At 33.8% G+C, this 23,761-nt stretch carries 20 protein-coding genes; 1 reads left to right on the top strand and 19 read right to left on the bottom strand.

The annotated features are described in order from the left end of the window. Window positions 1-224: transposase (locus ABW636_RS21885; protein ID WP_367592235.1), on the top strand; the 224-nt coding region annotated here is incomplete at its 5' end. A gap of 227 nt (window positions 225-451) precedes the next feature. On the opposite strand, the gene lanM is transcribed toward ABW636_RS21885, so the two are convergent. From lanM to ABW636_RS21980, 19 genes are all read right to left on the bottom strand, one after another. Continuing rightward, window positions 452-2,008: a type 2 lanthipeptide synthetase LanM gene (gene lanM, locus ABW636_RS21890; RefSeq protein WP_367592236.1), complete on the bottom strand. Its 1,557-nt coding sequence runs from the start codon at window positions 2,006-2,008 to the stop codon at window positions 452-454. Window positions 2,009-2,777: 769 nt separating this feature from the next. Continuing rightward, entirely contained in the window at window positions 2,778-3,143 is a 366-nt protein-coding gene (locus ABW636_RS21895; RefSeq protein WP_367592237.1) for an NHLP leader peptide family RiPP precursor, read from the bottom strand. 36 nt (window positions 3,144-3,179) lie between these two features. Further along, complete coding sequence (locus ABW636_RS21900; protein ID WP_367592238.1) at window positions 3,180-3,545, bottom strand: class IIb bacteriocin, lactobin A/cerein 7B family; 366 nt, start codon at window positions 3,543-3,545, stop codon at window positions 3,180-3,182. Between the two features lie 29 nt (window positions 3,546-3,574). After that, window positions 3,575-3,907 (bottom strand): NHLP leader peptide family RiPP precursor, encoded by a 333-nt coding sequence (locus ABW636_RS21905; protein ID WP_367592239.1) that lies wholly within the window; start codon window positions 3,905-3,907, stop codon window positions 3,575-3,577. A 20-nt stretch (window positions 3,908-3,927) separates the two neighbouring features. Continuing rightward, window positions 3,928-4,296 carry an NHLP leader peptide family RiPP precursor gene (locus ABW636_RS21910; protein WP_367592240.1) on the bottom strand — a complete coding sequence of 123 codons (369 nt, stop codon included), beginning with the start codon at window positions 4,294-4,296 and terminating at the stop codon, window positions 3,928-3,930. A gap of 40 nt (window positions 4,297-4,336) precedes the next feature. Further along, window positions 4,337-4,687 carry an NHLP leader peptide family RiPP precursor gene (locus tag ABW636_RS21915; protein WP_367592241.1) on the bottom strand — a complete coding sequence of 117 codons (351 nt, stop codon included), beginning with the start codon at window positions 4,685-4,687 and terminating at the stop codon, window positions 4,337-4,339. Window positions 4,688-4,897: 210 nt separating this feature from the next. Beyond that, window positions 4,898-6,949, bottom strand: coding sequence for an adenylate/guanylate cyclase domain-containing protein (locus tag ABW636_RS21920; RefSeq protein WP_367592242.1), 2,052 nt, complete (start codon window positions 6,947-6,949; stop codon window positions 4,898-4,900). 146 nt (window positions 6,950-7,095) lie between these two features. Then, complete coding sequence (locus ABW636_RS21925; protein WP_367592243.1) at window positions 7,096-7,416, bottom strand: NHLP leader peptide family RiPP precursor; 321 nt, start codon at window positions 7,414-7,416, stop codon at window positions 7,096-7,098. 172 nt (window positions 7,417-7,588) lie between these two features. Further along, window positions 7,589-9,739, bottom strand: a complete 2,151-nt coding sequence (locus ABW636_RS21930) for an adenylate/guanylate cyclase domain-containing protein (RefSeq protein WP_367592244.1) — start codon at window positions 9,737-9,739, stop codon at window positions 7,589-7,591. After that, window positions 9,736-10,890, bottom strand: coding sequence for a DUF7005 family protein (locus ABW636_RS21935; protein WP_367592245.1), 1,155 nt, complete (start codon window positions 10,888-10,890; stop codon window positions 9,736-9,738). The genes ABW636_RS21930 and ABW636_RS21935 overlap by 4 nt, the downstream gene beginning before the upstream one ends. Window positions 10,891-10,895: 5 nt before the next feature. Then, on the bottom strand, window positions 10,896-13,808 hold the full coding sequence (locus tag ABW636_RS21940) for an NHLP bacteriocin export ABC transporter permease/ATPase subunit (protein WP_367592246.1): 2,913 nt from the start codon (window positions 13,806-13,808) through the stop codon (window positions 10,896-10,898). Window positions 13,809-13,821: 13 nt separating this feature from the next. Beyond that, a complete protein-coding gene (locus ABW636_RS21945; RefSeq protein WP_367592247.1) occupies window positions 13,822-16,059 on the bottom strand; it encodes an NHLP family bacteriocin export ABC transporter peptidase/permease/ATPase subunit in 2,238 nt (745 codons plus the stop codon). A 12-nt stretch (window positions 16,060-16,071) separates the two neighbouring features. Beyond that, window positions 16,072-17,334 (bottom strand): NHLP bacteriocin system secretion protein, encoded by a 1,263-nt coding sequence (locus tag ABW636_RS21950; protein ID WP_367592248.1) that lies wholly within the window; start codon window positions 17,332-17,334, stop codon window positions 16,072-16,074. A 24-nt stretch (window positions 17,335-17,358) separates the two neighbouring features. Next, window positions 17,359-18,936 (bottom strand): TolC family protein, encoded by a 1,578-nt coding sequence (locus tag ABW636_RS21955; protein WP_367592249.1) that lies wholly within the window; start codon window positions 18,934-18,936, stop codon window positions 17,359-17,361. A 12-nt stretch (window positions 18,937-18,948) separates the two neighbouring features. Next, a complete protein-coding gene (locus ABW636_RS21960; protein ID WP_367592250.1) occupies window positions 18,949-19,461 on the bottom strand; it encodes a cyclic nucleotide-binding domain-containing protein in 513 nt (170 codons plus the stop codon). A 421-nt stretch (window positions 19,462-19,882) separates the two neighbouring features. Further along, complete coding sequence (locus tag ABW636_RS21965) at window positions 19,883-20,227, bottom strand: NHLP leader peptide family RiPP precursor (protein ID WP_367592251.1); 345 nt, start codon at window positions 20,225-20,227, stop codon at window positions 19,883-19,885. A 40-nt stretch (window positions 20,228-20,267) separates the two neighbouring features. Further along, entirely contained in the window at window positions 20,268-20,624 is a 357-nt protein-coding gene (locus tag ABW636_RS21970) for an NHLP leader peptide family RiPP precursor (protein WP_367592252.1), read from the bottom strand. A 435-nt stretch (window positions 20,625-21,059) separates the two neighbouring features. Next, window positions 21,060-21,722, bottom strand: coding sequence for a helix-turn-helix domain-containing protein (locus tag ABW636_RS21975; RefSeq protein ID WP_367592253.1), 663 nt, complete (start codon window positions 21,720-21,722; stop codon window positions 21,060-21,062). A 55-nt stretch (window positions 21,723-21,777) separates the two neighbouring features. Continuing rightward, entirely contained in the window at window positions 21,778-22,986 is a 1,209-nt protein-coding gene (locus tag ABW636_RS21980; RefSeq protein ID WP_367592254.1) for a cupin domain-containing protein, read from the bottom strand. Between the last annotated feature and the right edge of the window lie 775 nt (window positions 22,987-23,761).

Here is a 23,761-nt window from a genome sequence, read left to right on the forward strand (position 1 = left end):
CCTTGATGACATTGTCAGATAAAATACTCCTTAGAAAACGCTCTGTGATTGAAACAGTAAATGATGAACTTAAAAATATATGCCAAGTAGAACACTCAAGACATAGAAGTTTTGGGAATTTCATTAGCAATATAATATCTGGACTTATTGCTTATAGTTTCTTACCTAAAAAACCACAAATCAAATTTCAAAACCGAATTTCTAACCAAATTTGCCTATTTTAAGAATCGAACACAGGTTAGAAGTACTGACTGAAGCCCTAGACAGAGTTTAAATTACACTCTCGTTCTATTTGCAGAATTATATTCTTCTAAAAAGATCAACCAATCTCTATCAAAAACATTCGTTGTAGATGTTATGGGTGTGACTATCAGTTTTTTTAGTCAACTAAAGACTCTATTACCTAGAGAACCTCATATCAAATTTCTTTTTTTATGAAGGGTACATTTTATCAGGCAATACTTTTAGAGTGAATAGAATTGTTAATAATATCTAGTTGCTGCTGTTTGTTATCTGGTGAAAGAGAATCAATTCTGTTATGAATATTTTCAATGCAATTGGTATCAAAAATGCGTTGTCTGTTTTTACTATTGTATAAAAAATGATCGGTACTAGTTAGATTAAATAACGGGATATCACCTTTTAGTAATTGTTCGAGTTCGCTCTGAAAAATAAATTCATATTTTGACATGCTTTCGTGCTTATAAGCTTTAGAAAGTAACTCATATGCTTTTGATTTATATTTTTCTTCATCAGACATGTATTTTTCACTTCTTAAATAGTTAAGAATTTTAATATATACGTGAGTTGGTCTCCAGACAAAACGTACTTCTTTATTAGAAAACTCCTGGATAGGACTTGATGATGATTTTAGGTCTTTTTTTGATGTAGAAAAAAGATCATAAGCATTTTCAAACCCATTTATAAATTCTGAAGCATAATCATTCATAAAAACATGCTTGTTGTTATGGATAGGAACATTCTTTTTGATCATAGAACTCGAATAAAATCTAGTAACTCTTTTGGATTCTAAAGTGTTTGGATTAATAACCTCTTTTTTTACATCTGTTAACGATGTATTCGAAATAGAACCAAATCCGGCTACTCCCAGTGGTAAGTTTGTTCCAGGTACTGTTATTAGATGACTCTCAAGAACAGAAGGAGAAGTTATATTAAGGTTTCCCTCAAAAGAATTTTGAGATATAGCGTTCGTGATAGTAGGTTGAACAATAGTTTCATGATCAATTATCATTGGGTCTTTACCAGATGCAATGATGTTTTCATGATGATAATCTTTGCTGCCTAAGATATAAGAAGTTGCTAAAAGCACTCCTGCCTTAAAATAGTAATCTTTTAATTCATTTACAGAATTACTTTCCTTGTATGGAACAAATTCTAACCATCCGTAATCTTGGCGATCTATAAATTCGAATGTTTTTATGTCGATTTCTAATTTTCTATTAATCCATTTAATAAAGTTATTATAGGATTTGGTTACATTGATATTTCTAGGCTTATATATCAGTTTATTTCCAGATGATAGTTTTAGTAGGGTAGTATTTTGACCAAAATGATCATCGCCGAGATCTACAACAATATCAATAATTTCTAGCTTTTGGTTAGGTAGATTCAAAAACTCTGAAAGCGTATTCTGATCATTTAAAAATCTGGTAGTAATATTTGTAATGTGCGAAGTAAAATTTGAAACCACAGACGTTAAAAAATTATCTAAAACAGGGTAATTGCTTTTAAGTTTATGCTTAATTTGATCGTTGAACTTACTCAACTCCAATTCTTCATTAGTACTATTTTTTATATAATCATCCAGTTCGTGTTGCAATGATCTTTCTGCTACTGCACTTAGTTTTTTTAATAGTACTAGTGATAGTTTGTCTTTGAGTGATGAGGATAAATGGTTGAAGGGTTTTAATGATTCTAAAAACTCTTTTAGGTAGGGATATAAAATATCGAAAAACGCGATCTCCTGAGTAGATTTATTTATTTTCATGTGATTTATTTGGTGTAATTGATAGTAGAAGTGATGTTTTTACTTTACGATATTCTATAAAGGTTGGCTGTTTCTAAGGTTTTATGTAATAAATTAAATACATCTCATAATTATACCGTTGAAACATTTTCAATTCTCATTTATAGAAAGTAAAAAAAGTTCGAACAGTTTATAGTAAATACTCAGCCATTCTGTTATCGAACATTAATTAAATATATAGAGGTACAAATTTTTCTTTAAGAAAAATGACAAATTATGTATGCAATCTGATTGTTTAAAATAACATTATAAGAAAAGGATATTTTAAAACCAGCAAGAGAATTATGTTTTATCCCTTTGTCTATTTTTTGAAATATAGAAATGATAACATAACAAGAATAAAACCGATAAGTGCTAAAACACCTGCTAAGATTCTTCTTTCATATATGATAAAACTTATTATAATTAAGCTTAAGCCTACATATCTAGATGTTTCCTGCATTTTTGTTCAAATTTAAGTTGGTTGTTTTTTTATGCTATCAACCTAGTTATGAAGGTTTGATAGTTTATAAAGGTGCAAAATAGTTAAATAGTATAAGAGTTCGATGAAGCTGCAATAGGTATTTCAACTTTTAGCGATTCTACTCTTTTCAAAATAGAACTATAACAATGCTTTGATTTAATATTCTCTATTTGATTAGATTGTCATATCAAGATTTTAAAAACCTAGGATGATCCCATAGTTTTCCCCTAGGTTTTTAAAAGGATAAGCAAGCTTATTATTTTACTTTTAAGAAGCGGCAATTCCTAGCCCTACTCCAACAGTAAATCCTCCACCGATCCACCATCCACTTGCAATAGTTAAAATAAGTGGCAATACTCCTCCTGCAACTAATTCTAACTGCTCATCGGTTAATTCAAGCTCATCTAGATTTGGTTCTGCAGGAATGTTTATATAAACATTTTTATCATTGGTTTGATCTACTACTACCAATTTTTTTCCTTCGGCAAGTGTAATAGGCTGTCCAGCAAACTTTTCGATCGTTGCTTCTGGATTATTGATTAGTTCTTGCTTAAAAGATGCGTCTTCCCAACATTTAGAGATAAGACTATTCATGAATTCGTGAGATTTTTGTTGTTGTTCTGTAAGTTTCATATTTTATTGATTTTTGATATTAATATTTTTGATTTATTAAAATTTGTTGATGATATCACCGATAGCTCTACCTACAGCTACACCAGCTCCTGTTGCAGTCAACACCCAAAATATAACAGGTACTACACCTCCAGCAACAAGTTCTAATTGTTCTTCGGTTAACTCTAACTCATCTAAGTTTGGTTCTGCAGGGATGTTTAAATAAATGTGGTTTTCATTTGTTTGATCCTCGATAACCAATTTTTGATCATTTTTAAGACTTAACGGCTGACCTATGAATTGCTCTAGAGCAGTTTGTGGATTTGCTACCAATTCATTTTTAAAAGCTGCATCTTCCCAGCATTTACTAAATAAGTCATTAGTTATTTCTTGTATCTTTTGTTGTTTTTCTGTAAAATTCATTTGTATATATGTTTAATAGTTATTGATTATTATGCTTTTCGATCTCCTCCTCCAGTTAGAATAGGAATAATTGGCCACCAGGGGAAAGGAAAAATTGTACCACCAGCTACAGCTTCTAATTGTTCTTCACTAAGTTCGATATCACTTAAGTTAGGCTCTGCAGGGATATTTATATAGATTTCAGAATCGTTTGTTTGATCTTTAACTACTAAAGTTTTTCCTTCTGGCAAGTGAATTTTTTCACCTGTTAATTTTTCGATAGCTTCTAAAGGAGAATCAATTAAATCTTGCTTGAAGTTTTTATCTTCCCATGCTTTTTGGATAACTGTTTGAAACAGTTTTTGTTCGTTTGTTAATTCCATATTTAAAGTTTAAATAGTTACTATAAAGGTTGATCAGGAGCTTTAATATCTATTACCGGATATGGTAATGGTATTGGATCAATGAAGATTGGTGGCCCTGGAAAAATGATAGGCGGAAACTTAATACCTCCAGCAACTGCTTCTAATTGTTCTTCATTTAACTCAACATCGTCAAAGCTCTGTTGTTCTGGAATATTGACATAGATGGTTGATTCATCTGTTTGATCTCTAACAACTAGAGTTTTTCCTTTGGGGATTCTTACTTTCTTACCCGTTAATTTCTCAATTGCTGCTTCGGGAGAGTTGATCAATTCTTGCTTAAAAGAACTGTCTTCCCATGCTTTGGTTATTACTTCTTGTAATACTTTTTCTTGATCCGTTAATTCCATGATACGAGTTTTTATAGTTTTAAAAGTTGATTTATTTTAATTACATGATAACATCATCGTGCGGAAACGTAGGGAAGCAATCTTTAGGAGGGAAAGGAAATATAATATAAGGATCGATAATAGACTTTCCACCTGCGACAGCTTCTAATTGTTCTTCATCAAGCTCAACATCATCTAATTCTTGTTTGACAGGAATATTAATATAGATGTTCGAACTATTTGTTTGATCTCTAACTACTAAGGTTTTTCCTTCGGTAATATTTAATTTTGCACCTGTTAATTTTTCAATAGCATCTACAGGATTTGCTATTAATTCTTGTTTAAAGGAAGCATCTTCCCATGCTTTTTGAATTACCGTATGAAATACTTCTTGTTCTTTTGTTAGTTCCATGATGTTTGTATTTTTATTTCTTATTGTAAAACTACAAGTACCTTTACTGATAGAAATGACAAAAAATCTGACAAAATCTCTATATGTATATTAAAACAAAATAAAAAGCAGGAAGTAATTAGGATGACATAGTGTCTCTCACAATTTTTTGTACGTCATTGACCTTCTGGAGTTTATTAATTGGCAATAAAACTACTTTCTAAGAAATGGTTATAAGCTTTTAGTTACAAAATACATTTCCATTTCACCTTTGCCTTTGGCTTTTATTTTTCCTCGATACTCAAAAGAAAAATCTTCTTCGTTTTTAACGATATTATAAACATTCTGGCTTATGTTTACTTTGCCAACATCTCCGTTACTTTCCATTCGGCTAGCCGTGTTAACAGTATCTCCCCAAATGTCGTATTGAAATTTTTTGACTCCTACAATTCCTGCTACGATAGGCCCCACATGAATTCCTACTCGCATTTCGAATGCGGGTATGTTTTGTTGTTCATTTTCCAGCTTTCTTTTAGAGATAAATGTTTGCATTTCTAAACCTGCCAAAATAGTTTTCTTAACAGAGTCTACAGTGGGTTTGGGTAAACCACCAGCGGCCATATATGCATCTCCTATTGTTTTTATTTTTTCGATATCATAGCGTTCCATAATGGCATCAAATGTTTTGAAACATGTATTGATTTCTGCAACCAATTCTTTGGGACTTAATTTGGCAGCCGTTTCAGTAAAAGATTTAAAATCTGTAAAAAGGATAGAAGCAGTATCAATATCTTGGGCATCTACATATCCTTTTTGTTTAAGTTCTTGTGCAATTTCTTCTGGAAGAATGTTTAGTAAAAGATGTTCAGAGCGGTCTTTTTCGATTTGTAATATGGCTTTTGATTTTCTTACATATCGTAATCTACTCCAAATGGTTACAGCAAGTATTAGCAGAATAGTACCAATACCTAAAATGATGTTTCGTTGGTTTTCTTTTTTTTGAACTACCTGTTTGTGCTTTGCTTGTAATTTACGTCTCTTTTCTACATGGGCAATACTATCCATCAACATTTGTTTTTCAAACTCCATGTTTAGGATTTTATCGGTAGTTTGTTTTGCTTGTAAGCTATCTTTAAGCCTAATAGATTGCTCGTAATATGTTAATGCAACTCCTTTTCGACCCAAAGATTTATAAACCTCATATAGACATTTACAAGCATTTTTTTGTACAGAAATGGTCTTTAACTCGTTTGCGATTTCAAAACCTTCTTTACAATCTTTGATAGCTGATTGATTTTTACCAAGTTTAAAATTGGTAACTCCAATGCCGATTAATGAAAGTCCATTATAAAGCACATTATTTAATTCTTTAGCAAGCTTTAGGGAGTTATGGTAATAGTCTAGTGCTATTTGATATTTTTTCTGGATGTAATAAATCTCTCCTAGATTGTATAAGGATTCAAGTATCCTTTGTTGATCATTAATGTCTTCTGCCAGTTGTAAACCTTGCTCAAAATTTGATAGTGCCTGATGAAATTTTTCCTGTTTTAAGTATACTTCTCCTATGCCGTTTAAAACCTGAGATAATGTCTTTTTATCATTAATACTTTCATAGGTTTTTTTTGCCATCTGAAAATGAGTCATAGCATTCGCATAATCATTTAATTCGAGATAGATACCCCCAATATTTTGAATCGTAGCGGCAGTCTGTTTTTTGTTATTTAATGCTTCATTTAATTTAACAGCTTGCTTATAATGATCTAATGCTTTTGGGTAGTTACCTAAAAAGTAATAAATAGCACCTTTATTATTAATAGAAGATACAATACCTTTTTTGAAACCCGATTTTTTATAAAATGGAATACTTTGCGAATAGTAAGAAAGTGCTTCGGGATAATTGGCTTGATAGTAATATATAGAAGCAATTTTATTGAAACAGTTACCTATGGATTTGTTGTCATTAACGGTTTTATACAATGTTAATGCTTGCTGTACGGTAGTGAGTGCTAAAGAAAAATCTCCTTTTTTAATATGTTGATTACTAGTAGTAATAAGGCTGTCTGCTGTTTTTTTTGAGTTAGAGGTTTCATGCTCTGTAGCTAACGACAGTTTTTGTTTTTTTTGAGTTGAATCGGTGGTATTTTTATTTTTTTTGTTATCTGTGGTATTTTGACCCAAAGCAATAATGAATGGTAAAATGAAAAAGAGAAGTATCCATTTTTTTAGATACTTCTCTATACCGATGTTATTCCGTCTATGGTTATGGATTAACATTTTTTTCATTTGCTTATACTATTGTTTTAGATGTCAGACCGAACTCGCCAACTCATCATTTTTTGTGTGTATCAAAAACTATGTTATGACTTGTTTCATGTAGTTAGCAAAGATGTTGATTAATTAGGCATACTACGTTATTACTAGTCTCCTAATTACAGACCAGTTAGATTGGCAGCAGGGTCGGTGATAACGGGATCAGAATCCCGACCTCCTCCAGCTATAATATCTAGTTGTTGTTCGTTTAATTCCATATCATCCATATTAAGTTTACTAGGAATGTTGATATAGACAATAGCGTCATTTGTTTGATCCTGTACCACAAGTGTTTTCTCTTTTGGAAGGTTTATAGGCCTTCCTATTAAAGTTTCAATTGCTTTTACCGGGTTTGCAACTAATTCTTGTTTAAATGCTTTATCATCCCAAGCTTTATAAACAATATCCTGTAGTAGTTTTTGTTCTTTGGTAAGTTCCATAATAAAAAAATTAAGTATTCTGTTTTTTGTCCTATGTAAAGGTATTTTTTAGCACTTGTATAAAAATGCCAAAAGAACTGACAAAACCACATGATGGCAATTAATAATGAGAATGTTTATAACTAAAAAAATGAATTCATTTTTTTAGCATGAGAAGAAAAAACACTCTATTTTAAACGAACTTTTTTTGTAAAATATAACTGGTACATCTATCAATAAATACCTTTGTAGGGCCATCATTTGCGATTAAAATATTCGCTTCATTAAAAGAGTGTAGTGCTTTTGGATATTGCTTATTTCTGAAATAAAATAAGCCTAAAGAAAAAGCATTGTTAAAATGAAGTTGTATTTTAGAAAGAGGAGTTGTTTTATGTCCTGATACGGTATAAATTTTTACAGCAGCTTGTTTTCCTTTTACCTGCAAAGTATCAATTTCTCTACAATGAAAATCCTCTTTAATTTCTTTATAAGTCTCTTCACATATTAGTAAATCAACATTATATATTTTTGTAGCACTTTCTAATCGGGCAGCAAGATTAACCGAGTCTCCTATAACGGTGTATTCAAAGCGTTTTTCTGACCCAATATTACCAGAAACCACGTTTCCGGTACTTATCCCTATACCAATATTTAGCAAGGGTAATTTTATGTTTTGTTGGTTTAAACCTGCCAGAATATCAAACATATCTAATGCACAACCCACCGCATTTTTTGTATCAGATATATTTGCATAAGGAACTCCAAAAACAGACATGATGGCATCTCCTATATATTTGTCTAAAATCCCGTTATATTTATATACTGCCCCAATCATGGCTTCAAAATATTTGTTTAGAAGCTCTACAATTTGAATGGCCCCAAACTCTTCTGTTAACGAAGTGAAATTTCGAATATCAGAGAATAAAACACTACATTTCGAATACTTCCCTTTTAGTAACGATAGATTGTCTTTACTCATTACTTCTTTAACGAGATGTTGGGGGATGTATCTGCTTAGATTAGATTGTATTCGTTTTTCTTTAGAAATATCATTAAAAACGCAGATGACTCCTATGATGTTTCCATTAGCATCTAGCATGGGTAATACACTTACATTAATTGTAATAGATTTTTGTGTATTTATAAGTACTTTCAGATTATCTCTGTATACTTTTTTACCAGTATTTAGGGTTTCTTTGCAATAAGCGAATTGTGATTTAAGAACGTTGTTTAGATCATCGATATGAGTGTTGGTTAAATCATTTTTACGATCCAAACCAAACATAGTATAAAAGGTATCGTTAATTGTTTTAATTCTATAAGAAGTATCAATGCTCACAATGGCATTATCCAGATTTTGAACCAAAACATTAAGATAGTTTTTCATATTTTGAATTTGATCAAATAGCTTGGCATTTTCGATAGTAATACGTATTTGACTAGCAAATCCTATCAGAATATCAAGATCATCAGTGTCAAAACCGTCTTCATATTTGTTAATAGCTTGTACAACGCCCAAAACTTTGTTCTCTGCATTAAAGACAGGGACACTTAGTATTGATTTTGTTCTATATTTTGTTTTTTTGTCAATAGAAGGATCAAAATAAGGATGATTATAAGGATCGTTTACGATGCTGGCCTTCTTGCTTTTTGCTACCTGAGCGACAATTCCCTTTTTGGTTCTAACAATCTTGTTTTCGAGGCCTTTGGCAAATACAGTCCATAATTCTCCGGTTTCTTCATCGACCAAAAACAAAGAACTGCGATCTGCTTTGGTAATTTCTGCAGCTTTATTCATAATTAATTGAATAAGTGCATTCAATTCTAATTCTGATGATATTGCTGTAAAAACTTCTAATAAGGTCGAAAAGTTGTTTTTGATATGCTCGCTGGCAAAATGCAGTTCACTATTCTTTACAATAAGAGCTGTTGCAGAAGCAAAACTGCTTAAAATAGTAATATCCTTTTGTGTAAAAGTACTGGTCTTTTTATTGAGGCATTGCAGGGCACCAATAGGAATGCCAGCTTCATTAAAAACAGGAACGCATAAGGTGGATTTTGTTATAAACCTTAGTTGTTCATCATAGGATTTTTCAAACAAAATATTTTCTTGAACATTGTTTTCGATAAAAGCACTTTCCTGCTCAAACATAGTCCCTACAATTCCTTTGCCAATAGGTACAGAAATTATGATATTGTCAATACCTTGAGCAACCAGGCTTTCTAGAGTCGATTTTTCTTTATTTAGTAAAAAAAAGGTACTGCGCTCTACTTGTAAAATGGTAGAAATCTGCTCCAAAAGGGTATTAACTTCTTGTAGTATTTTCTTATTGGCAGTGATCATAGAGCAAGTTCATTTTCCTTACTTTTATAGTGTGTTATCAAGTTTTGAAAACCTTTGGGAGATGCCATAGTAATTAGATCCAATTCACAAATACAAATGATTCGTTTTAATTGATCTTTTGATGTTGTTATAGGGCCAAGTGACTTATCAAATTCTGAGATATTATCCGCAATTTTTTTAACCAATTTGAGTAATACCTCGAATGCTTCTGTTGATAAGCCTTTATCCCCTAGATAATTTTCTAAACGCCCTCCTTTTCTGTATTGTGGATAGTTTTCTAACCCAAGAAAATACAAGAACCATTCTTTATTAAATTGCCCTAATACTTTTGTAATACCTGCATAATCGGCAATTATTTCATCATGCATATTATTGGCCATTTGACCAAAATACTTTAAAGTAAAAAGATGAGCGCATTCATGTTCCAGCCTTATCTGCAAAGAATAATCTATCCATTGTGTTAAGGGGAGGTTCATATTTTTTGCAGTAGTATTACTATAAGGTTTTGTACTTAAAACAATGATCTTATCCTTGTATAGTTTTGGGTGTGGCAGGATATATTCTTTGAAATAAGGTCCCCAACTTTCAAAAGGATTTGATTGTTGCCATTCTTTTTTTAATCGATGAATTCGATCCCAGTTATTAATACCGTTGATAATAGCAGCCCCCATCGATTTTGGAAGATGTTCCGGTTCATTTTTGCATAAAAGCGCTTGTATGATTGCACAAAAATCTTGCTCATCAGGAACAATTAAGACGGGTATTTTACCTACCAGGCTTTGATGAATCGACAAGCGAATAGCTTTTGGGTTATTTAACACCAATCCGCTTGCCGCTTTCATGGTTTCTGTAGACACACCTTTTAGTGTTGCATTTCTATAGGCCTCTGTAACACTTATATTTTTTTCTACAGGAAACTGTAACTGTACCAAATATTTTTTTAGTGTTTCAAAAACCCCTATAGTATCAGACTCTTTATGATAAGCCTCCCATGTGATACTATAGGGTTCTTCATCGCAACAATCGTAATTGGATGAATTGATATTTTTTGTAGAAAACTTGTTCTTTGAATAGGCAAGTAGTTCTGAAATTATATTTTCATTGCTGGTATATGCTTTAAGCAGTGAATATCTGATATTGTCATCTGTCATGTTTTTTATGCAATTTGTCGTTTGGCTAAATTGTAGAATGCGCCATTCATTTTCATAAGTTCGTTATAGGTTCCTGATTCTACGATGGCTCCTTTATCCATTACATAAATACGATCTGCATTCATAACCGTACTTAATCGATGTGCAATTACGATTCTGGTAGCTTGTAATTTATCTAGGCTTTCTGCAACGATATTTTGCGTTCGGTTATCTAATGCGCTGGTGGCTTCGTCCATATATAATAATCTTGGCTTATGAGCAATGGCTCTTGCGATCATGAGTCGTTGTCGTTGTCCTCCAGAAAAAGTTCCTGCTCCTTCACTAATCACGGTATGCATCTCCATAGGCATTTGTTTGATATCTTCTTCCATACCAGCCATACGTGCTGCTTCCCATGCGTCTTCTAGGGTTAGTTCAGAATTACCAACTATATTTTTATAGATACTCCCCGACATTAATGCTCCGTTTTGCAATACCACTCCGATTTGTCTTCTAACCAAATCTTTATTCATAGCATCATAGGCCTGACCATCATAATATACCGACCCTATTTCGGGTTCTTCAAACCCTAACAATAAGCGCATTACGGTAGATTTTCCCGAACCAGACGTGCCTACAAAAGCGACCATTTCTCCTGGTTTGATATGAAATGATATATCTTTTAATACTAAAGGTTGATCTTCGTGATACCTAAAAGAAACCGAGTTCATTTCTATTTCTCCCGATAGTTCACCAGGATCTGTACTGCCTATAGATGATTCGGGGGTTTCTTCTAAAATAGGTTTTACCCTTTCATAAAGTGTAACCATATTAAGAGAAGAGATTAATGCCAGACTCATTTTTAAACAATCTCCTAAAAACTGATTAAAAGCACTTATAAAAGCCATAAATGCTCCTACAGAAATAATTGCTGTAGTTTGATCTGCCGTAGAGATCAGGTAATAGATAAAAGAGAAAAAGAAAATATTGGTAAGTAAGGGATATGAACTGTTAAACGTTTCAACATAATTTTGATAGCTACCCGATTGAAAACCTAGTTTCTTTAGTTTCGAGAACCGATCTGCCCATAGCGTAAATATTCTCTTTTCTGCACCGGTGATTCTAATCTTATTGATTCCAGATAAAAACTCGAATAAAAACCCTTGTAACTCTCCTTGTGTATCTGCTATTTGTCGATCGTATTTCAGTTTTATCCATCCCATAAGAGTAATAAATAATATGGCAAAAACGGCTAGTCCAATTCCTACCCAGGCAAGACTGGATTGGTAGTAAAAAAGCAATCCTAAATTAACAAATGAAAAGGCTCCGCTTAAAACAGCAGTTAATACAGTATTTGACAATATTTGTTTGATGCTATTAATACTCAAGGTACGATTGGTTAAATCTCCTGCCGTAAATTTTTTATAAAAAGATACTGGTAATCGAAGTAAATGATCCATTACTCCTGCTTGCAGGTTAATGCTGGATTTGGTTTCGACTCTCATTTGTAATACCCCCTTTACCAATTGTAGACTTGCAGTAACCACACCGATCATAATTAAAATAACAAACACTTCGACTAGCAGGGATTTATCGGCAGTTGGAATCACATCGTCAAACATTATACCAGATAATACGGGTATCAATAAACCAATAAGGCTTCCGGCAAGTGCGGCTATGATTAGGTATCTGGCATCAATTTTAACTCCTTTAATCGCAAAATTCCAGATCTTTTTAATAGAAGCCATAGGACTGTTAAAACTATAAAAGAACATATATCCTATAGGATCTAAGGTCTCTGCAATTTCATGGGTAACTACTTTTTCTTCTCCAGTTTGTGGATTCTTTAAAAGGTAAGTATAACTATCTTTTTGAACTAGTGCTACCGGAGTTTTTTCTTCTTTTAAAAATGCTAGTAGATGTCCATTTTCTTCTTTCCACCAAACTCCTCTTAGAATTATTTTTCGAACCCTAATATTTGAAGCTTGAGCTATAGCATGTAGCTGATTTTGTGTGTTGTTCTCGTAGCTGTCTAAAAATTTTGGAGTGTCGAAAGTAAACCCTACTGCATCTCCTATAATTTGACAAGTAGTAAAAAGATAATGATCATGATTAGCACTATTTGAGGCAGAAGCAGCTTCTTTTTTAGAAGTACGATCAGTAACAATAGATCTTAATTTCGACAGAGCACCGGTTAATTTTTTTTCTTCGGAAGCAACTTTATCTGCAATACGAGCCCTTTCTTCAGACTTTTGTTGCTGGATATTGATGATGAGCTTTTGATATAAATACTTTTGAAGGTTTTGCAAAGACAACATGAAATAGATCTCATCTTTAAGAATCTCGGATGTATTAAATATCTGGATTTTTGTGTTGTTTTTTGTCGCTTTTATCCAAAGCTGATCAGATACAGCAATAGGATAGGAGTAATCAGATGTATTCTCATTAAATTCGGCATCGCTATATTTTACAACTTCTCCTTCTTTAACCAGACACCAAACCAAACCTTTATAAGGATATGCTATATCATTTTCTTTTAATGAGATTTCCTGATTTCTGTTTAGTGCTTTATAGATTCTTGGGATATTTGTTTGGTGTAATGCATCTATGGTTTTGAGTGTCCATTTGTCGATAAGTTGTTTTAAAAATGTATGGTTGATATCAACTAATTTGTTTTTGTTGATCGCCATCAATGATGCTTTAGAACTTGTCGCGATTAGTTTAATTCCTGTACCCTTAGGTTCTGTTAGTAAACTAAAAAGAAGTTCTCCTTGTTTGGCTCTATAAAGGTGTTTTAAAGTACTTTTATGTTCTCCATCTTCTCCGATAGTGGCATAGTAAATATCCACGACCCCAGAAGTGATCATCCAAAATCTATCAAAATCTTCAAGAACAATAGATTTATTAATTCCTAATTGTATTTTCTCTTTTTCAAACATGCCCTCTAAAGTTTTATTTTGCGTCGATTAATTTTGTATAAACTCCATTCATGGCCAGAAGCTCTTCGTGAGTTCCTCGTTCTACAATTTTTCCAAATTGCATGACAATAATTTCGTCACAATCTAGGATGGTACTTAACCTATGTGCTACAATCAAACAGGTACACCCTCTTTTTTTGATGTTATCCATGACAGTTTTTTCTGATTTTGGATCTAAAGCACTTGTGGCTTCGTCCATGATCAGAATAGAAGGGTTGGTTGCTAATGCGCGTGCTATTTCTAATCGTTGACGCTGTCCTCCGCTAAAATTCGCACCTCTTTCCATTACTTCACTTTCATAAGCATTGCTTCTAGAAGATATTACATCGTGAATTGCAGCATCTCTTGCCGATTGGATAATGTTGTTTTCTGTAGCTTTATGATTCCAGAAAGAAATATTCTCTTGTATAGTTCCTTTAAACATCAATACTTCCTGATCGATCACAGCTATAGATTCTGTGAGTATATGTCTGGATATTTCATTTCGTTGTTTACCATCAAATAAGATGTCACCCTCCCAGGGTTTATATAAACCAGATACCAGTTTTGCCACGGTAGATTTACCACTTCCAGACCCTCCGACAAGTGCGACTCTACTACCTGGTTTTAATTTTAGATCAAAATTTTCGATAAGTGCAGGCATCGTGGTATTATAGCCAAATGTCATGTTTTTTATTTCGAGATACCCGGTAAGTTTGTCCAACATAGGTACCTTATTTATCATGGCATGCAAATCTTCATTGGTGGGGGTCTCCTGAGTTTCTAACAATTCATCGACTGCATGTTCTACTTTAAATTCTTCTGAGGTTTCATAATTTAATACATCATCGATACGTCCCATGTCTCCTTCTGTTTCCTGAAGCATACTTCCAACAGACACCAATTGATTTACTGGTCGCATAAAATTGTTCATCAAATACAGAAAGGCCACCAGCATACCCAATGTCATTTGTCCATCCATTACTCTCATGGCACCAAAGCCCATAATCATGGTTGTGGTCAACGACATTAATAATGGCGGAATAATATTTAACTTAATAGTTAACCATCCCAGTTCTTGTTGTGCATTCATGACCTTGGCCAGATAACCGGTCCAGTTGGTAAAGAAATCACTTTCTCTACCAGAGGCCTTTAAAGTTTCTATCATACTAATTCCAGAAGTAGTGATGCCCAGAAGTTTTCCATTTTCATTGATCATTCTTCTGTTTCCATCTTTACGGGCACGAGAAACATATTGCAAAGCCAGTATATTTAGAGTAGCCATAAAAATTCCAATAACGGTAAGGATCACATCATATGAAAACATTAGTAGAGCGTAGAATACAACTACGATTACATTTAAGGCAGCATTGGCCAGATCACCACTTAGTAGTCGAGCTACTTTATCGTTTAGGGATACTCTACTACCAATCTCACTACTGTATCGTTGGGTAAAGAAAGCTATAGGTAAGTGAAAAATATGCCATAAAAATTTGCTGGAGGTCGTAAGTGCCAATTTGGTTTCTAATCGCAAGAGATAGTACTGCTGCAGATAAACCAATGCAGCATTAATGACTAATATTCCACCCATGACCAATAATAGAGGCATTACAAAACCCGTAATTCCGTTGACTAGGTATTTATCAATAAAAACTTTGGTAAAAGAAGGGATAACCAATCCAGGAATTACCAGAAACAAACTTGCTAATATGATGTATACAATACTAATTTTTGAATTAGATATACGTGTTGATAAAGAAGACATGAGCCCTTTTTTCTCATTCCCTTTTTCAAAATGCTCGTCAGGTTCAAAGGTCATGACAACCCCAGTAAAGGCATCATCAAATTCTTGATAACTTACATGATATCTGCCTTGAGCGGGGTCATTTAAATAGACTTTGTTTTTTGTAAACCCTTCTAGAACAAGAAAATGATTAAAATTCCAGAAAATAATAGCAGGGACCTGTAATTGTTTAAGTTTTTCGATAGATTTTGCATATCCTTTTGCTTTTAACCCAAAGGTCCTTGCAGCTTTTAATATGTTAGTTGCTTTTAATCCATCTCTAGAAACACCGCAGACAATTCTTAATTTTTCCAGAGGTACAAATTTACCATGATACCCCAAGATAATACTTAGTGCTGCTGCCCCACATTCTACACCTTCCATTTGTAATACGGTAGGTGTTTTTATGGGTCGTGCTTGCTTCGCTATGGTCTCTGTATTCTTGCTCATATCAGATGTTTTTTAGTATAAATCAAAGAACTTTTTTAGTGCAGGTACTACTATAGTTGCTGGAGGTTCGGTTCTTACGGTGATTTTTCCCATACAAGAGGTTCCTTCATTTATAACAATATCAGGTCCTTTGGCAGAGGTCCATCTAAATCCACTATGTGAGGTAGGGTCTTTTTCAAACTCGACATATACTTCAAAAGGAGCTCCCATCGATAACAATCCTTGCACCAGTTGATCGTTTTTTACAGAGGTCATCATCCCTTTTTGGGTTACCGGAAAATCAGATACATAAGTTACCTTCCCTTTCATAAATCCATATTCTTGAGGTTGTACGGTCGAGGGCACGACCAGGGCTTCCATTCCTACTTTAATTTTTTTACCATCTTGAGAAGGTATGTACAGCACTCCGCGCAACTTATCTCCATTAATCTGGGCTTGATTTTTAAGTTTGAACAATGGGGTTCCCTGCCCTACCATGATTCCCGCATCGGTTAGTAACTCTACTACCTGTCCGTTATAAGGACTTCTGATGTTGGTTTGAATATCGTAGCGCTCCATCAGGTGTTTTTGTCTTCGTTCTGCTTCTGCAATGCGTTGTTTTTTGATGTTAATTCGTTGCTCCAGATCAAATCCAATACTTAATTTTTGAGTAGAGGTTTGTACACGTTGAGCTTTCAGGTTTTCTATAGCATTTCTGGCACTTTCTATTTGTTGTTCTGTATTTACTACTTGTGACCTGGTAATAAGCCCTTGTTCTAATAATCCATTTTCTGTGTTAAGCTGGTTTTTAAGAAAGTTTAAATTCTTATGATTTGCTTCGATTTGCAGATCGATACTGGTACGTTTTTGCTGGATTAATTCGCCTTGTAGCCGGGTATCCTGGTTACCGTATGACAGTAATTGTTTTAATTCATATTTTCTTTCTTCCAAAGAAGCTTTGATATCTTCTAGCTGTTGTTGTAGTTCTGGTTGTTCGATTACCGCAATAATATCGTTCTCTTTTACTAGCTCTCCAAGTTTAACTTTAAGGTGCACTAATTGTCCTTGTGATGTAGAAACAACTTCATGAATTTCTCCACCCAATAAGACCCCAGTTACATTTAGTTTGGTTTTTACTTTTCCCATAAAGGCCCATCCGATTCCGGTTCCCAAAATAATTGCAATGGTAATTATTGCAATCCAAGCTTTGGTTCCTGTAATTTTTATGAGTTGATCCAGTTTTTCTGGCGTAGAAAGCTTTTCTAATGCTGCTTTTCTAAAGAATCCTGCTGCCATGACTATATTGTTTTTGTATTAATTTTAAAAGTTTGGTATGGTATAGTATATATCATTGGTGATCGATGAAAGCACCAATCTGTTCTCTTGCATAGTGATGAGTGTTCCTGTCTCATGTCTGAGGTTAATGATCGCTGTAGCAAATTGTTGTTGGGCTTGCAAATACTCTAGCTGTGCAAATGTTAATCGTTCTTGAAACAATATGAGATTTAACAGGGTAGTTAACCCATTCTGAAACTTTATTTGCTCATTGGCAAAGACATTTTGATAATACCCCAGCGTTTCTTCTGCTTTTTGTAAAATCAAAACACTATTTTTTAGGTTGTTAAGAGCGATACTTACATTTAAATCGATATTTCTACCTAGGTTATTGGTAGCTATTTCCTGATCGGTCACAGCTGTTTTGTTTTGTAAAAAAGTACCTCGTGCCAGATTATTACTTATAGGAAAACTGAGATTAAGACGTGCACCAACAGTATAATTTCGACCTTCTGTATTGCTAACCGAATTAAAAGCTTGCTGTACCCCATTACCCATGTTCATACCACCATAGGATACAAACCCTGTTAGATCCAACTGAGGTTTACGATTGTTGAATGCCAGATCTAATCGAAGCTCGAGAGCTTGTAGTTGTTTTTCGAATGCTTTTAAGTCTTTTCTGTTTTCTTTGGCTAGATTTATAAAAAGATCTACAGCTATGTTTTCATCGAATCCAGAAGTATCAATAGTTGGAAATTCATTGGTAGGAATACCTATTTGCGTACTTTCTCTTTCATCAAGCCCAATCGCTCTACTCAAATTAACCCTTGCATTATGCAAATTTTGTTCTGCTACTCGGGTTTGTCGTTCCTGATTGGCCAGATCTGCCATTATTTGGATCAGATCTCCGGCAGGTTTTTTGTCAGCTTTTACCAATTCTTTGGTAATTCTTAGTACGTTACCTACCCGTTCCTCATTCTGTTTAAATACCGCTAGATTTTTATAAGCGGCTAGGTATTGCCAATACGCAACACCCATTTGTAAAAGTTCGAATGAAGAGGTTAATTCAAAATTATATTGTGTACTTTCTAGCTGCAATGAAGCAGACTTCTCTTGTGCAGTGGTTATTTTGAGACCTCGCCCTCTTAATAAAGGCTGTGTAAGCGAAAAGGTAGACGAGACCGTATGATTTGATATAAACTCGCCTACATTTTGGTTAAATCTGTCTATAGGAAAATTATCAGCCAGTTGCGAGTAGTCAACATTGATATTAGCACTTAAACCTGTACGAAATTTTCGTTGTAAAGCTAGTGAAAAACCAGTATTTCTGGTTTCGATAATATCGTCATTTCCTAGTATAACATTCCTGGAGTCTAATGTAAAAAGGTGATCTCGCTTATTACTAAGAGACAATCCAGAAGAGAATTGATAATCAAAAGTACTACGCTGAATTTGAAAACTAGCTTCAGAATTATCAATTTGTAATTCGTTTCTCTTTATGATAGGACTCTTATCAAAGGTAAGCCTGGATAGTTGAATAAGATCCCCTTCGATGGTAGATTGACCAAAAGCACAAAACACAGACAGGAAGGTAATACTGTAGAAAAAGACTTTAAAATTCATTATAAGAATAGATTATACTTCAGAAAATTTGTGTAGGATTTGACTAAATCGGGCACCAGCTTGTGCAACACCATCTAATACATTGGTATCAATCAAATCTTCATCTTCTGGTGATTCGTATCCTAATTGATTGGTGGTTTTACGTAATCTGCTGGATAAAAACAGTGCCAATGAGTAGTAAAAGTTGGATCTAAATTCTACATCAGATGCTAGTTTTTCATTCATTAACTCACGAGAAATGCTGTATACAACACTAGTTTCTGATGCCATTACAGATACAGAAGGTGGTCGTGATTCTAAAAATGACATTTCTCCTACGATTTCACCTGGACCAATAGTTGCAACTTCGTGATCTCTATCTACTATAGAAAGTTGACCCGATAGGATGATATAAATATTTTCTACTTCTTCTCCTTTACGTATTAATGTTTCCTGAGGATTTAAGTTTTTTTTAGCGCCATTTTGGATCATCCATTCGATATCCAAGTCGGTTAAATGGCCTAATAAAAAAAGTACTTTTTTCATATTGTTATCATTTGAAATTAAAAATCAACGTTGTGATATATGGTAGGCTAAGTTAGGAGGGAAAGCTGGCATAAAACTGACAAGAAAACGTGTAGAACTGCCAAATTATAAGGGTAAGCTAAGACCCCAAAGGTTTTTAAAAACCTTTGGGGTCTTAGTATTTACTACCATTCTGCCATCTTAGAATTTTAAAAAAATCCATCCTCTTCTGGTGTGTCCTCTCACCTGTCGTTATCATGCCATTGTCTTTAAAAGAAGTATTTAAGTCTCCCTTAGAAGAGGCCACAACGTGAGTTGTGGGTGAGATAATGCGATGACTAACGGAATGTAAATTGTATTTTCTTTAAAATGTACCCAGTAGGATTCGTATAGTTTCACTAAATGAATGTATTTCATAAAAAAATACTAGGATAGGGGTGTATTACTCAACACCCAATAACCATTTAGCAATAGGTACACTCACATTTTCATAAAGCCATATTACTGGATGTTGAACACCTCCAGAAACAGCTTCTAGCTGATCATCGGTTAATTCTACATCTTCCAGATTTGGTTTTGCAGGGATGTTAATGTAGATATGGTCTGGGTTGGTTTGGTCTGTAACAAGAACTTCTTTATCAATAGATATTTCTTTTCCTGTAATTTTTTGGATCTCTTCTTTAGGATTGGCCATAAGTCGCTTTTTAAACTCGGCATCCTCCCATGCTTTTGTAATTAATGAATTTAAAAATTCTTGTGCTTTTTTTTGAGCTGTTGTATGTTCCATGTTTACGGTGTTTAGTTCTTAATATGCTTAAGGATATTATTTAGGATACCATGCTAGAGCCAATTTCGAAACCCCAATCAAAAGCGGCTTGAAAAGGATTGCTTAACCAGGCTTCTAATGGAGGTACTCCTCCTGCTATCATTTCTAGTTGATCTTCTGTAAGCTCGATATTGTCTAGATTGGGACGAACAGGGATATTGATGTATATATGATCTGGATTAGATTGATCTACTACAAAAACCTTTTTATGGGTTTCGATCTTTTTTCCTGTAGCCTTTTTTATTTCTTCTAGTGGGTTGGCAATAAGTCGTTCTTTAAATTCTGGATCTTCCCAGGTTTTAACAATTAGTGTGTTTAATAACTCTTGTGCTTTTTTTTGCGTAGCTGTTAGTTCCATGATAAAGGTTTTTATATATAGCTAAATCAACATAAATTGACATTAATCTTTCTAGTAAAAAATCGAATTTCTGCATTAAAAATGCTCGTCTTAACCCAGCTATGAATGCATTTTTTGCCTTGAACTTCAACTTTTTCCTTTATAAATCTATTATGCCATTTCATATTAATTTAGCTATAGAATAATTAGGTTAACAAGGTATTTTAAAAAAGAAGTGTAAAACTGAGAGGTCTGACAATGAAGTGTTTGTAGAGAGTATATCGAATAAACTTAAATCAGAACTTGTATAAAGCGAGTTAAAATTAAAAAAAGCACATTAATGACCGAATAATGTGCTTTTTACCAGGAAATCGACTAGTTATGGTCGTAAAGGAAAAAAAGAGTGTCTCATTCCTGGATTTATATAAAGGTGGTTTATCTTATAAAGTTTCTCAATCATTTATGAGAAAAAATAAACTCTTTGGGGGTAATCCCATAGTGTTGATAAAACAGTTTAGAAAAGTAATGAGTGTCATAATATCCTACAGCGTATGCTACCTCTGATACGGTATTGTACATAAACTTGCTTAAGAGCTCTTTGGCTTTATACAATTTTAGAATCCTGATATATTTATTAGGAGTAAGATGCAACAGGTTTTTAATTTTTCGATGTAGTTGTCGTTCACTTATCGCTAGTTTATAGGATAGATCCTGCAGGTTTACTTGGCTACTTTTTATTTCATCAAAAACTTCGGTTTCAAAATTTACTAGCCAGTGATGATCAGTGATCGAGATGTTATTGGGTTGTATCGCTTCTTTGCAAAGGTGTTTTACTTTTGGATTGGCATTATAAATATCAAAAATAATGGGTTGTTGTTTTTTAGAAACCTGTATCGATCTTGATCTGGCAATATCGGTTACCTCTTTGATCAATCTCGAAATTTCCTGACTATTCGAAAAAATGATTTCTGAAACATTCTCTGGTTTTTCATTGTTTTTAATCTGTTTAGCTCTTTCATTGGCTTCGATAATAGAAGCTAACGGACTCTGTAAATGCTGTGCAATTTGTATGAGAATATCAGAAGAGTTCCAGTCTAAGGTTTGATGAGTAATTTCCATTTGTATTCGTTTTTTGAGATAAATGATTTGTAGAATATTGGTGATGATTATGATTCTAGTAATTTATTTTTAGTAATCCTGCTCTGATCAATCTACCGGCCAGTTTTAGTTTGTTAGCATCACTTAGATTAGGGATATCATTTACAAAAAATGCTCCTTTATGATCCGAAATAAACTCTAAAGAAGAGGCAATAGCGGCGGGACCTTTAACGACATTTCCAGAAAATAATATTCTTGCCGCTGGGCCTATTTTTAAGACACGACAATTCATATGATTTCTTTGTATAACCTTTGTCTCCAGCGTGATGTTCTCTATTTGAGAGATATGTTCAAAGTGTCCATCGGCCATAGGTTTATGAGTAGTTTTAAACTCTTCGTTTATAAGCTGTATAGCTTGGCCCAATTGCTTTGGTAGTAAGGTGTTTTGTAGCAATTCTGAAAATGTATGTAGCATCTCTTCTGACCATTTCAGATTTCCTGGGTTTAAAAAGCCTAATGGCAGTGATTGCCTTAATGCTTCCTGGGTATTTGCAATTTGATCCAGAGATTTTGTAAGTACATCTATCCATTGTGTTGGATATACCCCAATGGTAAGGTGTAACGAAGATTCGTCTGTAGTAATCGCCTCATGTGGGATACCTCTGGGGATATATAGCACGTCACCAGCATTTAAGGTAATGTCTCGTGCATTGCTAAGATGTTCTCTGGCAAATATGGGCTGGGGGCTGCCTACCTGGGGGGTTGGATATACGGTGTCGTATAGTTTCCAGTGTTTTTTTCCTGCTACCTGTACTACAAATACATCATGGGTGTCATAATGTGGTAACAGTGCAGCCTGATTTTTGGGAGTTAAGTACATGTTTACCATGGTTTTATGGCTTAAAAATGCACGCAGGTTATGACACAACGTTTGTATTGGTGCCCAAAACCGGTCTATTTCGTTAATCACGAGAGTATACCCTTCTGCATACGAAGTGTAGAGTTTATTAAGGTTGAGGCTCCCGTCTGTATTCTCATAAGTAGTAGGATCCAACGGTTCCTGATTTTTTACTACGCGCAGGCTACTTCCTTTAGGTCTATGAAAATCTAATACCTTGTCGATATCGGCCATAGCTAATAGCGATGTAAAGTAAGAAGCGTTTTCTCGTTGTATAAGTAAGGGCTGTTTACCCCAGTATTGATGGCTAAAATCTTCTACTGTATAGGGGTAAATCAACTCCTGAAAATCTGTAATTATCTCTTTTTTTTCTAATACTACATCCATGACTATCGAGTGTTTTTTTAGTATTACGTTGCCTCAATTTGTTATAGGCAAGTTGTTAAAGCTTTTTTGTATTCGTATCGAATGTGTTTTTGGGGAGAAAAGCATTCCTTTACATCGTTAAAGGAATGCTTACAAACTCAACTCAATCGATCCCTTTTTCCCCAATCTGGATAACTGCTATCTACCCAAAAAGAGATCATGTCTTTTATAAACAACTATGATTGATGCCTCATAGCAGTTTATTTTTTTTGATAGTTTTTGATGACGGTGTAAAATGACAATGTCAACTAGGATATCAGCCTTGGATTTGCTTTTTTTGTGGAATCAAATATAGGGGTGAGAAATAGCCAATTACAAGGGGATTACGTCTCGATTCTACGAATAAAGAGTCGCAATTCGTAGAATCTGGACACATGAAAATGATGGGTAAGTAATTAAAAATAGGAGGTTTAGCAATGATATGTGATAATAATTACCTTTTTTTGTGAGACGTTGTTTTAAATGATGGGTGATGGAGCGGTTTTTGTAACGAATTTTAAAATGTCCTAAGAAAATTAAACGTAAAAAATGAAGTAAGCGAAACGTAAAATTAAATTCTTTAATAACTAAAGTGATTAAAATAGTAGAAGTTATGATTGATAGTTATATACATTATCATTACTGTCCACTTAAAACAAATTGATAGACAGTTGTTTATATTCTAGTTCATTGACATTATTGTAATCTATATTTTTAAATAGTTCATTTACAGGAGTTTTATCTAGCAACGATATTC

The organism is Aquimarina discodermiae, assembly GCF_040786235.1.
Classification (GTDB): Bacteria; Bacteroidota; Bacteroidia; order Flavobacteriales; family Flavobacteriaceae; genus Aquimarina.

Excerpts from the sequence above, each read along its gene's own strand:
- ABW636_RS21920 (WP_367592242.1), bottom strand. The coding sequence starts at position 6,949 with ATGAAAAAAATGTTAATCCATAACCATAGACGGAATAACATCGGTATA.
- ABW636_RS21980 (WP_367592254.1), bottom strand. The coding sequence starts at position 22,986 with ATGGATGTAGTATTAGAAAAAAAAGAGATAATTACAGATTTTCAGGAG.
- ABW636_RS21925 (WP_367592243.1), bottom strand. The coding sequence starts at position 7,416 with ATGGAACTTACCAAAGAACAAAAACTACTACAGGATATTGTTTATAAA.
- ABW636_RS21965 (WP_367592251.1), bottom strand. The coding sequence starts at position 20,227 with ATGGAACATACAACAGCTCAAAAAAAAGCACAAGAATTTTTAAATTCA.
- ABW636_RS21900 (WP_367592238.1), bottom strand. The coding sequence starts at position 3,545 with ATGAATTTTACAGAAAAACAACAAAAGATACAAGAAATAACTAATGAC.
- ABW636_RS21915 (WP_367592241.1), bottom strand. The coding sequence starts at position 4,687 with ATGGAACTAACAAAAGAACAAGAAGTATTTCATACGGTAATTCAAAAA.
- ABW636_RS21930 (WP_367592244.1), bottom strand. The coding sequence starts at position 9,739 with ATGATCACTGCCAATAAGAAAATACTACAAGAAGTTAATACCCTTTTG.
- ABW636_RS21905 (WP_367592239.1), bottom strand. The coding sequence starts at position 3,907 with ATGGAATTAACAAACGAACAAAAACTGTTTCAAACAGTTATCCAAAAA.
- ABW636_RS21935 (WP_367592245.1), bottom strand. The coding sequence starts at position 10,890 with ATGACAGATGACAATATCAGATATTCACTGCTTAAAGCATATACCAGC.
- ABW636_RS21945 (WP_367592247.1), bottom strand. The coding sequence starts at position 16,059 with ATGAGCAAGAATACAGAGACCATAGCGAAGCAAGCACGACCCATAAAA.
- ABW636_RS21975 (WP_367592253.1), bottom strand. The coding sequence starts at position 21,722 with ATGGAAATTACTCATCAAACCTTAGACTGGAACTCTTCTGATATTCTC.
- ABW636_RS21970 (WP_367592252.1), bottom strand. The coding sequence starts at position 20,624 with ATGGAACTAACAGCTACGCAAAAAAAAGCACAAGAGTTATTAAACACA.
- ABW636_RS21955 (WP_367592249.1), bottom strand. The coding sequence starts at position 18,936 with ATGAATTTTAAAGTCTTTTTCTACAGTATTACCTTCCTGTCTGTGTTT.
- ABW636_RS21940 (WP_367592246.1), bottom strand. The coding sequence starts at position 13,808 with ATGTTTGAAAAAGAGAAAATACAATTAGGAATTAATAAATCTATTGTT.
- ABW636_RS21960 (WP_367592250.1), bottom strand. The coding sequence starts at position 19,461 with ATGAAAAAAGTACTTTTTTTATTAGGCCATTTAACCGACTTGGATATC.
- ABW636_RS21895 (WP_367592237.1), bottom strand. The coding sequence starts at position 3,143 with ATGAAACTTACAGAACAACAACAAAAATCTCACGAATTCATGAATAGT.
- ABW636_RS21950 (WP_367592248.1), bottom strand. The coding sequence starts at position 17,334 with ATGGCAGCAGGATTCTTTAGAAAAGCAGCATTAGAAAAGCTTTCTACG.
- lanM (WP_367592236.1), bottom strand. The coding sequence starts at position 2,008 with ATGAAAATAAATAAATCTACTCAGGAGATCGCGTTTTTCGATATTTTA.
- ABW636_RS21910 (WP_367592240.1), bottom strand. The coding sequence starts at position 4,296 with ATGGAATTAACGGATCAAGAAAAAGTATTACAAGAAGTAATAACCAAA.